A 14,133-nucleotide genomic window follows, 5' to 3' on the forward strand; every position below is an offset into this window, starting at 1 on the left:
ATGCTTCGGCCCTACGGATATGGTGGTTTGGAATAATAAAATCACGATTGTTTGTAGGGGCGATGCATGCATCGCCCGCTAATAGCACGAATACATAAAATCACAAAACCACAATTTTATAAAACCATAAAACTACAAAACCACATATACAATTTTAATATATAACTGTTGATATTAAATTAACCGGGCGGACATTCCGTTCGTTTTCGTCGGGGATTAATCCCCTTCCCTCAAACTCACTCAGTACCGCCCCTACCTAACGTGCTAACTAGAAAGTTTGTTTGTAAATGACGCTACTGCTATCCCGCCAATAGGTCTAAATACTTCGTACTAAATACTAAATACCGCCCGCAGGGCTCAGGTCTCATATCTTCTACCTACTCAATCAGCCTTCGGTTTTTATCATACAGGCCTATCAATAGGCTGTTTCCATTTTCATCGATTCTTAGTCCTCCATATTCGGCTTTTTCGTATCGCTCTGCAGTTCCTTCCTCAAAAAAGAAGGATTCAGCGCCGATATTAATTCCCCAGAGGGTGGGGCGAGTATATTCTATTAAATACTCGTCTTTGGCTAATGGTGTTTTTCCTTCCTGATATCTTACGCGCTGGCCAACCTGTTGGTTATCTAATTTAACAACACAGAAGCCTCTTTTTGGGATGCTGTCAGTCCAGAGATTATCAGCGATCTCATAGTTCAATCGCATATAATCTCCTTGCATTAAAGACCTGGGATCTACTGGTGCTAGTTTTAATAAGACTAGCTTTCCATCCTTTAGGATTTCCTCTTTCTTTGCAACGGAGTAATTGAAGTAAATTAATAACAGAAAGAGATTAACGACAATGAATACGATTTTATATGTTTTCATGGTTTTTCAATTTTTTGTTGTTAAGTAGGTAGATTAACAAATAAAGAGCTCCTGAAGCCATCATAATAACAGATTTCCAAAGTAGGCTTATACTGAGGTCATAATAGAATTGTCCTAGACAGTAGAGAAAGCCCGCAAGTGCTAGGACATAACCTGTTTTATAATTCACCTGGAAACAGATCAAGCCAATTAGTAAACAGCCTGAAATAGCCGGAGATACACTGGTTAAGGATAAGCTAATTGCAATGATAGCCAGCGTTAGATAACGGAAACTGTCTGAACGATATTCTTGATCTTTTAATAGGTTGAATAGAATGATAATTGTTAGTACAATGAATATTCCGGAGCTAACAATTTTAAAGGTTAGGTAAGTGAAAAATATTGCTCCTGCGGCACTGGCTACTAAGGATCCAATAAAGGCTAGAGTAAGTGCTGTACGCAAGGGAAGGTAGCGGGCTGCCATTCCTTCGGATAAATGAAGTAGCTTAGCTTCGTTTAATAAGAAGTATACTGCCAATAAACCTAATAAAATGATAAGGATAAATAGGTAATCTTCCGGAATTCGATCTACCATGCTTGCATAAATTCCCCAAACAGCGATAAGTACCGCTGCGAAATTTAAAATATAACTCCGAGTAATAAAAACACAAGAAATGGCCAACACGGCTATTAATAGCGCCACACTGCTAAAGCTAAGACCAAGTTGATCGGTTGATACACCCAACATAAAAAAGGCGAGTAAAAACATGCAGACACTAATGCTGTCAAAGAATATCTTGTCTGTAAGTTTATTTAAAACTAATGACCCGATTAATAGGACAATCCCACCAATCAAAAGACCCTCTTTTGATTCAAATAGATTGGAGGCATATAAAAAAAACAAGAAGGCCAGACAAGCCATTACTGCCCCTACGATAGATAAAATTTTAATGGCCAAAGATTGGTCGTTTCGTTGATCGGCATAAGCTTTTTTAATCTTTATAAGATCAATCTTTAATGGACCTGGGTTAATAGATTCAAAATAATCCAATTTGTCCTGATAAATATTCGTATTATTCATGGCTATGTTTCTTTTGTAGTGAAATGAAAAAGCGGACCAGAACTGTTACTGCGATAATATTGAATAGGCCAATCGTAAATATCATTTCCTCAGATTCTGAATAATGCAACAAGAATGTGGAGATGATAATCATCAGACTCAAGGAGATGCTGGTCAAGAAGAAGATTTTACGATACTTCAGACCATAAATTATTCCTAAGCTGTAAAGATAAATGAGAAGTATACTGCATAGTGGGGTAGCTGCTGGATAGTTATTCATAATGACATTAAGCATGCTAATGGTCGCACAGATTATAGTTGCCAAGGCTGTAATTTGAATGAAGTATTCTGGAACTTGTCTATTTTTATTTTGAAGATTCCATATAATGGCTATTATGCAAGGGATGCTATTCCCAATGGTTAACATAGAAAATGCAAATATCCAACTCCAATCAGCAGCTACTTGTTGAAAATAGAGAAGGAAAGTCGTATTTATCAATGCGATGAAAAGAATCCAGAGTGGAGGAAACTTGGAGATAATGGTCCAAATGGCAATGAATATGGTCCATGCTAGAAAGAAGTCATAGGCGTTGGCACCGGTTTGATAAACTTGACCAAATACAGCAAATAGTACACCTACCAACATAGCGGTAGCTGTGAGCAGGATGTTTTTGATGGTTTCATTTGTTTTTAGGAATAGGGTCAAGCAAACTGCTGCAAGCAGTAGACCTTGTATAATCCCCATCTTTACAAACTTGTGCAGGTCTTGCCAATTGTAGGCAAAGAAGAAAATAATGCCTAAGCACAGAAAGCCTAGACCTAGTATCAGTAAGGCGAATCGAAAAAAATCATCCCAATTCTTCTTGTGCTGATAGACCTCTTCCTTTAAGGATTGCTGCGTTGCTTTTGGGGATAGACTGCTGTTTCGAGCAAAAATGTGAATATCACGTCGATCAATGTTTTTCATGTTGTGGTATGAGGTTTATGCTATTTTATATTGGTTATGGCGCATAAAAAAACCTTACAGGCCTGCCTAGCAGGCGCTGCAAGGTAACCGCTAAGTTAATTATCTTTATCCTTAAACAGTTTGGCGTCACGCGTGTTTTTTTGCACGGCAATGGCAGCAAAAACACTCAACATAAAGGAAATAGCATAAAATCCTTTTTCACTTAATAATAAATCTGCATTCCACAATCCTACTGTCAAAAGTACTATAGAAGCTATGGTAGCAAACCAGCTTAGTCCATAATAGAGTTCGGTTACTTCCAATCCTTCGGCTTTATCTCTTACGCTCTTCTGAACAGAGATTACAGCGAATAGACCAAATAATAAGATGGTGAAATAATAACCTTTTTCATTCAACTGCATTTCTGCATTCCATAATCCAATACAATAGGCTACTGTGCCTGTCATAAGAGCCAACCATGATGCACCTATAAAGGCAGGTGTTGGCTTAAATGGATTTCTTTTATCATCATTAGTTTTGATGTTAAATAACTCTTCTGTGTTTTGATTTAGCGGTTCCATATCTTTTCGTTTTAATGATTAATATGCTAGCAAAGATGCAGTGGATTGATCGGGTAGTAAAGCTAATATTTTAATAATACTGACGATATAAATCTGTATATTTAATCTTGGTTTATTGAAATACATAAAAGATATGGATGCTATTTCTGATTTAGTTAATCTATTGAATGATACTGAAAAGATAGATTTTAGGGCTTATTTAAAGAAAAAGAATAAGCGGCATGATGTAAAGAATGTCCGTCTATTTGATTTGATAGAAACTGACGATATAAACGCTATTAATAAACTGTATAAGACTGCAAAAAATAGGGATTCATACCATGCTTTACGGAAGCGGCTTCAAGAAAACCTGTTATCCTTCATATCGCAAAAGGTATTTGAAAAGCATCAGCATGCGGATTATGAATTGCTTCGATTGTTAGTCGTTTCGCGGTATTTATTAGAAAATAATTTAGCAAGATTGGGTTTTCGTTGCTTGGATAGGGCAGAGGGAATTGCAGAAGATCAGGAATCCTTTAGTGTGTTACAAGAGATTTTGATGTTACGTTTGCAATTTGCTCATTTGGATGAAAACCTAGATTTGGAAAACCTTTCTAATCGATTTCTTTTAAATCAAGGTCATTTAATCAGAGAGTCTAAGATGCAGCTTGCGTATGCGTTTATAAGAAGGGAATTGAATGAAATTCAATTGAAGGGAAAGGTCATTGACTTGACCAAACTGATTGAAGAAGTGATTCGGAGGTATAAGATTGCGGTTGTAGACTTCATGAGTTATAAGTCCTTGTATCATATTCTATTTATCGCCAATGAATATGCGCATATAAATCAGAATTTTGGTCTTGTAGAAAAATATGTCCGCAAGTCTTATCAGATAATTGAATCCCAGATGGGAGACAGTACTGGGCAAGTCTATTATCGACTGTATGTACTTTATTACCTAGCCAACTTTAACCTTCGGTCTCGAGATTTTAAAAAGTCTTTGTCGTATTTAGAGTCAATGGATCTGTTGTTAGGAGAGTATAAGGACTTTCATGGGCAGTTTTACTACCGTAAGCAATTGTTGCTGGCATTGAACCTGCATTTTAGTGGAGAAGCTGAAAAGGCCAATGAAGTTCTGGATGCAGCATTGGCAATGAAGAGTGCAAAGACAAAATTGGAAGATTATTACGACCTGCAATTATGTAAGGTTATGTTTCAAGCGCAAAGAGGCGATCGGAAATGCTTGTCAAGCATCGCGATGATTAATCATAGTGATACTTGGTTGGAAAAGAAACTCGGGATGTTATGGACCATTCGGAAAAGCTTATTGGAGATATTAATTTATGCTGATTTTAGTAGTATAGATCTCGCTTCGGCTCGTATTAAGAGCTTTCGAAGAAGGTATAGGAAGTATTTGATTCAGACCCATGAGGAGAAAGTGTTGGATTATGTGTCTTTGTTAGAAAAGTATTTTGTAAATCCTGCTGTTTTACACAACAAAAGTTTCCAATCGAGGGTTATTAAATTGTTGGAACTGGAAGAAAACAGGGATTTGTTTAATCTGAGTTTTATTACTTGGATAATCGCCAAATGGGAAAAAGCAGATTCTTACGAACTGACATTGAAATATTTGAAAGATCAGTCTGGAATATTCACCGACAAAAATGACGTAATGGCAGGGTATATTACGCCAATTACCTAGTTTTTACTTTACAGTGTGTGAATGGAATAAGAATTGGTGTATTTTTATAAAAATAATTAAATTAGAGAATGGGTTGGGCAACAAAGAAAAATAAGGCTTGGGAAATGAGGCAACTGCTGTGGACTGCTATATCCATCGTTTTGTTTATCCCTTTACCTATACATATTCATCCATTAGTGATGATGTCACAAGCAAAGAAATCAAAGGTTCGTTCTTGGTATGCTGCAGCATGGATATTGTTGGCTATCGAAATAGGATTGATGGTGTCATTCTTTACCTTCTTTGGGACATTAAGTCAAGCCATGTTATTCACTTTGGGTGGCTCTATGCTTTCCTATGTAGTTGGTAATGCGCTATTATTGAATCAGGCGAAGCCTTATTTGCAACGCTTGGAGTGGGCAGAAGTAAGACCTTTGCATTGGATTTCAACGCCAAATGCGCAAAAGCAATTGGAAATATCAGCGCCTACTATTGATACACCACAGCTGTTTGTGGAACGTCTGTTACACTGGCGTAAGGAAATTGAAAACAGAAATATTCAAAAGGATATTGATAATATTCTTCGCTTATTTCAGCTTTTAGAGAAAAAGGATAGCCGAGAAGCAGAGAAGTTTCTAGTAAGGCATTCGACCATTGTAAATGTATTGATGCAGTACGATGAGTTGGAGAATGCACGTTTGAATAATATGACTACGACAGAATCAAAGAATAAACTAGAGAATGTTATCCGTCAAGCAGCTATAGCTGTAGAACAAGAAGTAACCAATCAATTTAAAATGGGGATGTTGGATGTGTCAGCAGAGACTGATGTGTACTTGCAAACCCTAAAAAGTAGAAACCTTTTAAAAGACTAAAAGCATATGGCAAATTTAGATTTGACGAATTTGAATGATGATCAAGGGCAAAATAAACCTGCAGATGTAAGTGTGAACTTTACTGCAGAGGAAAAAGCCTTGATTCAGCAATATAAAGATAAAATCAATTTGAAATCAACAACTGACATCATTCAATATGGTGTTGGTGCACAGAGTAACGTGAGTAATTTCTCCAATGAGATTCTAAAGCAAGTTCGTACAAAAGATATGGGTGGTGCTGAGGATATCTTGGTGAACCTACGTTCTGAGATTCGAGATTTTGATGAAAAGGTAAATAAAAAGCCTTTGATTCCTTTTTTTGATAATATTAAGAAGAAAATTGGCCGTATGCGTACGGAGTACGCTTCTGTAGAGAAGAATATTCATAGTATCGAGTTGAAATTGGAAGGCCACTACAAGAACTTGGCTAAGGATGTAAACATCTTCGATAAACTATTCGTACAGAATCAGCAGTATTTTAAAGACCTATCTTTACATATTCAAGCTGGAGAGGAGAAACTTCAAGAGGTGATGAGTACGACGCTTCCTGATTTAAAAAGAGAGGCAGAGGAAACAGGTGATCAACATAAAATTCAGGAGTACAAAGACCTGGAACAACACGTAGTACGTTTTGAGCGTAAGTTACACGACTTAAAACTAACGCGTATGGTGGTGTTACAGACTGCTCCTCAGATCCGGATGATTCAGAGCAATAGCAGCTCTTTAATGGAAAAGATTCAATCCAGTATCGTCAATACACTTCCATTGTGGAAGAACCAAATGGTATTGACCCTTGGTATTGCACATGCACAAAGTGCATTAGATGCACAACGTGCCATTACGGATGCGACTAATGAGTTGTTGAAGAAAAACTCTGAGATGCTAAAAGAGGCGACTATCAATGTGGCTAAGGAAACTGAACGCGGAATCATTGATATGGATACGATTAAGAAAGCAAATACAGACATTATCACTACCATTGAAGAGGTATTACGAATTCAAAAGGATGGTCGTGAGAAACGTAAAGTTGCAGAGCAAGAGTTAATCCAGGCAGAGTCTGAATTGAAAGGACACTTATTGAAATCATCGGATGAAACCCGATTGATCAATTAAGTTTTATTACGATATTAATTTATGAAAGGCATCCCAATTATGGGGTGTCTTTTTTTATTTCAATTCCCTTCATGTACGGAGGAGTATGAGCATCTTTTAATTTTGTTGGAAGCTCATTCTCTTTGTAATTAATCAAGTAGGTATTAACGATATCAAAATACTTTAATTTAGTGGTCTGATATGGGGAAATATTAGATTCCAATTTAGGTATATAATTATAAAAAACCATAGAATCTCTATTGTTGAACTTAGTATCTGCAATATATTTCGCAAACAATGCAGAATTCTTCTTAATCAAGTCAATATTCTTTTGGTACTCTTTCTTGAAGACAGTTACTGACCTCAGTTTACCATCTTTTTCCAAGTACTTTCTACCCATGGGGTCATTATACTGCTCTAAATTTCTTTTTGAAATTAAAAGATCTTGAAGTACTTGATCTGGATTAATTGTTTGTGCTTTTAACATAAAGGTTCCACAAAAGACCAATAAAAGGCTGGAGATCGTAATTTTCATGGTGTTTAAAATTTTATAATTAGCTGATGTAAATATATAGAATAAACTGAAAACATTAATTGTAGTAATATAAAGCAAGTTAACTTTACAGATCTTTATAGAAAGAAGGCTACAAAAAGGAGTGATCAATGATCTGAGTGGAAATAAAAAAATCCTTTAAAACTTGAATGTCTTAAAGGATTGGATCTCTTTAAATCGAGATAATATCTTATAAGCTTACATTTCCCAGCGTTTCTTCGGTACGCAAGTAATGTCTGCTACTTTTTTCAAAATGATAGGTCTGGCTTCAAATCTATTCTCTAAGACAATGCTATCTTTGCCAGCATAAGCAATTTTAAATCTGGGAACATATGGTCCTGAACGGTAACATCCGGAAATCTTTTGTTTACCATTCGGTTTGGTATAAAGGCCTTCCACAATGATACTGTCACCACGTTGAACATATACCGCCTTGGCATATTCCGTCCAATTGCCATCCCCATAACAGCTATCTGGGATAGTTTTTACTTTATTATGTACGTGGAATGTAGCATACATGGAATCACAAGTAATCTTGAAATCATGTAAGGTGTAATTGAGGGTTTGGGAAGTATCGACTTTACTTTCTTGTTTCCAAACGCCTTGAAAGAATGCTGCACCTTCGGTTTGCATCTCCGAATGTCTTACGCAGCTGCTAAATAGAAAAAGTATACCTATCAATGATAGGTACACTTTTTTATAAGAATATATATGTTTCTTGTAATTCACTAGCTTATTTTAAACTACCTACCATATCTTCAGGTTTAACCCACTCATCAAACTCTTCGGCAGTAACATAACCTAAAGCGATAGCTGTTTCCTTCAAAGTAGAATTGTTTTTATGTGCTGTTTGTGCAATCTCTGCAGCTTTGTAGTATCCGATTTTAGTGTTTAAAGCAGTCACTAACATCAATGAATTATCAACTAATTCCTTAATACGTGCGTAGTTTGGTTCAATACCAATAGCACAGTGCTCTTCAAATGAAATACACGCATCACCGATTAAACGAGCAGACTGTAAGAAGTTTGCCGCCATTAATGGTTTGAACACGTTCAATTCGTAGTGACCTTGAGTACCACCAATTGTGATTGCCACATCATTACCCATTACTTGTGCAGCTACCATGGTAAGAGCCTCACATTGTGTTGGATTAACTTTACCTGGCATAATTGAAGACCCTGGTTCATTCTCAGGGATAATGATTTCACCAATTCCTGAACGAGGACCAGAAGCTAACATACGGATGTCATTAGCGATTTTATTTAAAGAAACTGCTAATTGTTTTAAAGCACCATGCGTTTCTACGATAGCATCGTGAGCAGCTAATGCTTCAAATTTATTCTCAGCAGTTACAAATGGAAGACCTGTAAATTCAGCAATGTATTTTGCTACCACAACATCATATCCATTAGGCGTATTTAAACCTGTACCTACTGCAGTACCACCTAATGCAAGTTCGCCTAAGTGTGCTAAGGTGTTTTTTAAAGCTTTTAAGCCGTAGTTTAACTGCGCTACATAACCTGATAATTCCTGACCTAAAGTTAAAGGGGTCGCATCCATTAAGTGCGTACGACCAATTTTAACAACCTTCATGAATTCATCAGATTTCTTTTTCAAGGTATCACGAAGTTTCTCTACTCCAGGGATAGTTACATCAATCACGGCTTTGTAAGCTGCAATGTGCATTCCAGTAGGGAAAGTATCATTTGATGATTGCGATTTATTAACATCATCATTTGCTTTTAATACCGGCTCGCCTTCACCGATTTTGCCACCAGCTAATACTTGAGCACGGTTTGCTACTACCTCGTTGACATTCATGTTTGACTGCGTACCTGATCCCGTTTGCCAAATTACTAATGGGAATTGGTCATCAAGCTTACCTGCTAAGATTTCATCACATACGGCTGCAATTGCATCACGCTTCTCCACAGGTAAAACACCTAATTCGTGGTTAGCATATGCTGCTGCTTTCTTTAAATATGCAAAGCCGTCAATGATTTCTTTTGGCATGGATGCTGCCGGACCTATCTTAAAGTTATTACGTGATCTTTCGGTTTGGGCTCCCCAGTATTTGTCTGCTGGTACTTGTACTTCGCCCATCGTGTCTTTTTCGATTCTGAATGACATAATTACAAATGTTTTAGTAGGGCAAATCTAAGCAAAATATGAGAATTAAGCTAAAATATGCCAATCCTTTATCCCACAGTTTGTAATAATATACAAGCAATTAGGAGAGCCTACGCTGTATATGTTCTTCGATATGGTGGTATAATTGTTTAGGCTTCAAGGTACGCCATGGGAAATGATTCAAATACTCCCCAAAATTGATGTAATAATCAATGTGGTTGTCCTGAAATTCCTTGATCACATGTTCTCTGAAGTTTAATCCTACTATCCAACCATCCCCAATATCTTGAAACCATTCCTCATAATAGGAGTCATCAGAAGCATGGAAATTTAAGATGTTTTCTCCAATCAAGATAAATTTAGTGATGCCCTCATCAATCATCAAGTCGATTAATTCACGTTTTAGAATCATAATATCGTTGTAGATGGCATCGTTCCATTCACCGATGAACTCTATGATGCAATACCCACGATCATAATCTGCATATAATATTTTAAGGTAAAGAGTCTGTGAGCCAAAGTAATCCCATTGCGGGTGCAATAGGAAGTTATAGACCTTTTTATCGTATTCAAACTCACTATAAACAGTCTCAAAGAAGGGACTACGCTCATCTTCGGATGCGATATAATAATCCCGCCAATTGTAATAAGGTTCTAATTCATGCATGACAGTGTAAAAATATTGAAAAATTGCTAAAATATAACTTCTAATCAACTATTTTGGACTGTGAATTGTTGGTAAATAAATAAGTTTAAAATTCTTTTAAACAATTTGTTATTCAGTAATTTTGCCCACCAGACCATAGATGCAAAAAGGAAGAAAGAGGAATATTTTTGTTGCGGCGACTTATGCAGCCACCCTTTTATTGGGATTGATCCTTGGACAGAACTACTCTGACCAAACAGGATTCAATACCGGGGGATCCCTCGTGCCTATTGGTCTATCCGATAATGCCTATAAAATCCAACAAGTTGTTGATCTTATTTCTACCCGCTATGTGGATAGTATCAACATGGATTCTGTTCAAAATGGCGCCATAAATCACATCATTTCTCACTTAGATCCTTATTCTGCATTCCTAATGCCTAATGCATCTAAAACTCAATCAGAAGTGTTGGAAGGTACTTTTGAAGGAATTGGTATGGAGTATTTTAATCTGAACGACACATTGATTGTTGTAGGATTAATTACCAATGGTCCTGCTGATAAGGGAGGATTTAAAATTGGTGATAAGATTCTTCAAATCGGTAATCGTAAGATTTCCGGAAATACCATTTCCAAAGATGAGGTAGAAAAACTGATGCGAGGCAAGCGAGGTACAGCTGTTGAAATGTACGTTGAAAGGGACTCCATGAAACTTTCACTTCCGCTAAAAGCTATTCGTGATCAAATTAATGTAAGCTCCTTGGATGTTGCTTATATGCTTAAACCAACGGTTGGCTTTATTCGTATTCGACGCTTTGGCCTAAAAACAGCAGATGAATTTAAAGATGCAGTTGCCGAACTGAAAAAGCAAGGAGCAAAAAACCTTATTTTGGATTTACGTGATAATGGTGGTGGCTATTTCCATGTTGCCATTAAATTAGCGAGTGAATTCTTTACCGATCAGCGATTAGTAGTATTTACAGAAGGTGCTCATGAGGCTAGACAGGATTTCCTTTCCGAACCTAATGGTAACTATGCGCAAGGGAAGCTTATTCTTTTGGTCAACGAACGTACAGCTTCAGCTTCTGAAGTAGTAGCTGGTGCAGTACAAGATTGGGATAGGGGAATTGTTATTGGTCGTCGTACTTATGGAAAGGCTACTGTTCAAGAACTGTTTAACTTCGCTGACGGATCTACCATCAATCTTAGTATAGCTCGTTATTATACACCATTAGGAAGAAGTATTCAACGTAAGTACTCGCCCAATTGGTCCAATATGAAAGATTATGCCTCCATGTATCATGGTCTATGGTCTTTGGATACGACTTATGCACATGCCAAACCTTATCAAACAGGGCTAGGCAAGAAGGTTTATAGTGGTGGAGGGATTATGCCAGATGTGAAGGTTCCGATTGACTCCAACGAGGTAAGTGTGCTTTATCGTGACCTTGTACAGTCCAGTCTTATCGAACAATTTGTATACAGCAGATTTGCCCGTAAGTTACCGGCTTATTCCATTGAGAATTTCTTACAGGGATATACTTTACCTGCATCAGAATATGCCAGCTTTATCCGCTTCTTGGCGAGAAGAGGTTTACAGCTTTCCCCTAGTAAACAAAATGATTTACATGATCTCATTCAAAGTGATATTGAAGCTTTATTAGGGAGGTATTATTTTGGAAGAGAAGCCTATTTCAAAGTCAAGAATCGTTATGATACCTTTGTGACGAAGGCTTTAGAAGAATTGCAGATTAAAGCAGAATAAGTTGTTTACATCAAACTAACATCGGCGAATACGGGGTAATGATCCGATAGCCTGTTCTTTACCACTTTATAGTTGTTTACATTGAAACGTTTATCGCAGAAAATGTAATCGATTTGAAGAATAGGTAACATTTCAAAATGTGTTACTCCCCATCCATTTCCTTTTTCTTGAAACGCATTCTTCATATTCTTAGCTATCAAGTTTACTGAGTAGGACATGGGCGTGTCATTGAAATCACCCATAACAATCTTTGGGTAATGCGTCTCTTGCATGTGATCATACAAGGACTCCGCTTGATTACTTCTTTGTTCAAATGCCCATTTAAGCTTTCGACCTACTTGTTTGGTTTTCTGCTCTTCATTGCCGGCTGTACCACTAGGATTCTGAATAAATTCCTTGTCCTCACTTTGTAAACCAAATGAGCGTAAATGTACATTGTAGACACGAATAGTATCGCTTTGTTTAACTATATCGACATAGACAATACGGTTGATGCCGTATTCATTTTTCTTAATTAATCCGGAATTGATAATAGGGTATTTTGAGAAGATAATCTGTCCATAGGCACTATAATCATTCTGCTGAGAAGGGGCAAAGTAGTAGCTATCAAACTTTGCTTTTTCTTTTACCTTTTCGCTGAATTTCTTTTTTCCACGAATAGTACTATTGAATTCCTGTACACAAAGAATATCTGGATTAGCGTCATTAATAATGTCTACAAACTCTTCTTTTGCTGGTTTATCCGATTTCTCAATCGGCTCTAGCATGTGCACATTATAGGTCATGACGCGAAGGGAGGAATCACTTTTATCCTTTTCAACCGAATTAAAAGTGATGTGCTGCGTCATAAGGTTCCATCCTAAAAGAATAGCTATTAAAGAGAATAGGGAATATTTTGCCTTGCGAAGCAACCAGTACAATACAAAACCTAGATTGATGATTAGTATCGGAAGATATCCTAATCCCAAGAATGCCACTGGCCAAAAAGTCTTTGGGTTGATAAAGGAAGCTGAATAACAAAGCAGAAGACCTGCGACCGCCAATAGGTTTGCGATCATGATGGTTTTGCTAAAAAAGCCTAAATTCTTCTTGTTAATCAACATTATTCTTGTTCTTCTCTACTTACCTTAAATAGGATCTCTTTCTCCCGTGAAGATAGACTTTCATAGCCACTTTGGGAAATTTTATCCAATATTTCATCAATCACTTCTTGATTGGGTAAGTCCGATTTAAAACTACGATAACTTGGTGTCTTTTGAATGGTGTGTACTACGCGGAGCTTCTGTTTCATACGTCTTTGGAAGAATCGACTCAAGTCATTGCCTTCCTGCAATTGACGCATGAATAATATACCCCAACCTATACTCATTAAATATACAACAGCTCCAGCACGATTTGCAAAAGCATAAAATACCAAGGTGATACCAAGGATAACGAACGCTAATGTCTTGAACTTTACTCGGCCAAAAATAAGTAGGCGTAGCTCCATGTGAGGGATTAAAACCGTCAAACTGGATACTAATGCTGCTAATCCTATGGAGTTCGAATAGAGATAGGATTGAGGACCTTTTGTTAGCCAAGGTATAAAACCTAAACCAAGGTACACCAATCCTCCTAAGATAAAACTGCTGATAAATAGGGTGAGAAATTGACGTTTATTGAGGAAACTCAAGAAGATATTTCCCATCCAATATAACCACAGCGAATCGAATACAATTTGAAACAAACCAGAATACAGGAAAGGATAAGTGAATAGGGTCCATGGCTGACTGATGAAGTTATTGAATTGTACAGGTAGGCCCAGATAACTCAACATCATATCATAAATTGGTGTTTGGATAACCTTGACCTCCACCAATAAATCAGCAACATGAATCAAGATGAAAAGAATAACCTGAATAGAAATAATATAAGGTATGGGAGACCCCGTTCGGTAGGTCGTCCTAAAGAATTCCTTCAAGCCATTTTCTCTTCTCATC

14 protein-coding genes are annotated in these 14,133 nt (G+C 37.1%); 4 read left to right on the forward strand and 10 right to left on the reverse strand.

Annotated elements, in window-relative coordinates; translation table 11 throughout:
• Positions 1-377: 377 nt before the first annotated feature.
• From ACP6L2_RS17775 to yiaA, 4 genes are all read right to left on the reverse strand, one after another.
• Positions 378-866, reverse strand: a complete 489-nt coding sequence (locus tag ACP6L2_RS17775) for a GDYXXLXY domain-containing protein (RefSeq protein WP_440510592.1) — start codon at positions 864-866, stop codon at positions 378-380.
• Complete coding sequence (locus ACP6L2_RS17780; RefSeq protein WP_440510593.1) at positions 853-1,926, reverse strand: DUF4401 domain-containing protein; 1,074 nt, start codon at positions 1,924-1,926, stop codon at positions 853-855. Before ACP6L2_RS17780 ends, ACP6L2_RS17775 begins: the two co-directional genes overlap by 14 nt.
• Positions 1,919-2,872: a DUF2157 domain-containing protein gene (locus tag ACP6L2_RS17785; RefSeq protein ID WP_440510594.1), complete on the reverse strand. Its 954-nt coding sequence runs from the start codon at positions 2,870-2,872 to the stop codon at positions 1,919-1,921. The genes ACP6L2_RS17780 and ACP6L2_RS17785 overlap by 8 nt, the downstream gene beginning before the upstream one ends.
• A 95-nt stretch (positions 2,873-2,967) precedes the next feature.
• Entirely contained in the window at positions 2,968-3,432 is a 465-nt protein-coding gene (yiaA, locus tag ACP6L2_RS17790; RefSeq protein ID WP_440510595.1) for an inner membrane protein YiaA, read from the reverse strand.
• A gap of 115 nt (positions 3,433-3,547) precedes the next feature.
• Here yiaA and ACP6L2_RS17795 point away from each other — a divergent pair, with 115 nt between their 5' ends.
• From ACP6L2_RS17795 to ACP6L2_RS17805, 3 genes are all read left to right on the forward strand, one after another.
• Positions 3,548-5,113: a hypothetical protein gene (locus ACP6L2_RS17795; protein WP_440510596.1), complete on the forward strand. Its 1,566-nt coding sequence runs from the start codon at positions 3,548-3,550 to the stop codon at positions 5,111-5,113.
• 68 nt (positions 5,114-5,181) lie between these two features.
• Positions 5,182-5,967, forward strand: coding sequence for a hypothetical protein (locus tag ACP6L2_RS17800; RefSeq protein ID WP_440510597.1), 786 nt, complete (start codon positions 5,182-5,184; stop codon positions 5,965-5,967).
• A 6-nt stretch (positions 5,968-5,973) separates the two neighbouring features.
• Complete coding sequence (locus ACP6L2_RS17805; RefSeq protein WP_440510598.1) at positions 5,974-7,080, forward strand: toxic anion resistance protein; 1,107 nt, start codon at positions 5,974-5,976, stop codon at positions 7,078-7,080.
• Positions 7,081-7,117: 37 nt separating this feature from the next.
• Here the strand turns inward: ACP6L2_RS17805 and ACP6L2_RS17810 are convergent, their stop codons facing one another.
• From ACP6L2_RS17810 to ACP6L2_RS17825, 4 genes are all read right to left on the reverse strand, one after another.
• Positions 7,118-7,594, reverse strand: a complete 477-nt coding sequence (locus tag ACP6L2_RS17810) for a hypothetical protein (protein WP_440510599.1) — start codon at positions 7,592-7,594, stop codon at positions 7,118-7,120.
• A gap of 216 nt (positions 7,595-7,810) precedes the next feature.
• Complete coding sequence (locus ACP6L2_RS17815; RefSeq protein ID WP_440510600.1) at positions 7,811-8,245, reverse strand: fumarate hydratase; 435 nt, start codon at positions 8,243-8,245, stop codon at positions 7,811-7,813.
• Between the two features lie 100 nt (positions 8,246-8,345).
• Positions 8,346-9,743 carry a class II fumarate hydratase gene (gene fumC, locus ACP6L2_RS17820; RefSeq protein ID WP_344675517.1) on the reverse strand — a complete coding sequence of 466 codons (1,398 nt, stop codon included), beginning with the start codon at positions 9,741-9,743 and terminating at the stop codon, positions 8,346-8,348.
• A gap of 100 nt (positions 9,744-9,843) precedes the next feature.
• Positions 9,844-10,410: a hypothetical protein gene (locus tag ACP6L2_RS17825; RefSeq protein WP_440510601.1), complete on the reverse strand. Its 567-nt coding sequence runs from the start codon at positions 10,408-10,410 to the stop codon at positions 9,844-9,846.
• A 139-nt stretch (positions 10,411-10,549) separates the two neighbouring features.
• Between ACP6L2_RS17825 and ACP6L2_RS17830 the strand changes: the two genes are divergently transcribed.
• Entirely contained in the window at positions 10,550-12,154 is a 1,605-nt protein-coding gene (locus tag ACP6L2_RS17830; protein ID WP_440510602.1) for a S41 family peptidase, read from the forward strand.
• A gap of 5 nt (positions 12,155-12,159) precedes the next feature.
• Here the strand turns inward: ACP6L2_RS17830 and ACP6L2_RS17835 are convergent, their stop codons facing one another.
• Together ACP6L2_RS17835 and ACP6L2_RS17840 are read right to left on the reverse strand one after the other, a co-directional pair.
• Positions 12,160-13,257 (reverse strand): endonuclease/exonuclease/phosphatase family protein, encoded by a 1,098-nt coding sequence (locus ACP6L2_RS17835; protein ID WP_440510603.1) that lies wholly within the window; start codon positions 13,255-13,257, stop codon positions 12,160-12,162.
• Positions 13,257-14,132 (reverse strand): rhomboid family intramembrane serine protease, encoded by an 876-nt coding sequence (locus tag ACP6L2_RS17840; RefSeq protein ID WP_440510604.1) that lies wholly within the window; start codon positions 14,130-14,132, stop codon positions 13,257-13,259. Before ACP6L2_RS17840 ends, ACP6L2_RS17835 begins: the two co-directional genes overlap by 1 nt.
• Between the last annotated feature and the right edge of the window lies 1 nt (position 14,133).

Source organism: Sphingobacterium lactis (genome assembly GCF_051951495.1).
Lineage (GTDB): Bacteria > Bacteroidota > Bacteroidia > Sphingobacteriales > Sphingobacteriaceae > Sphingobacterium > Sphingobacterium lactis_A.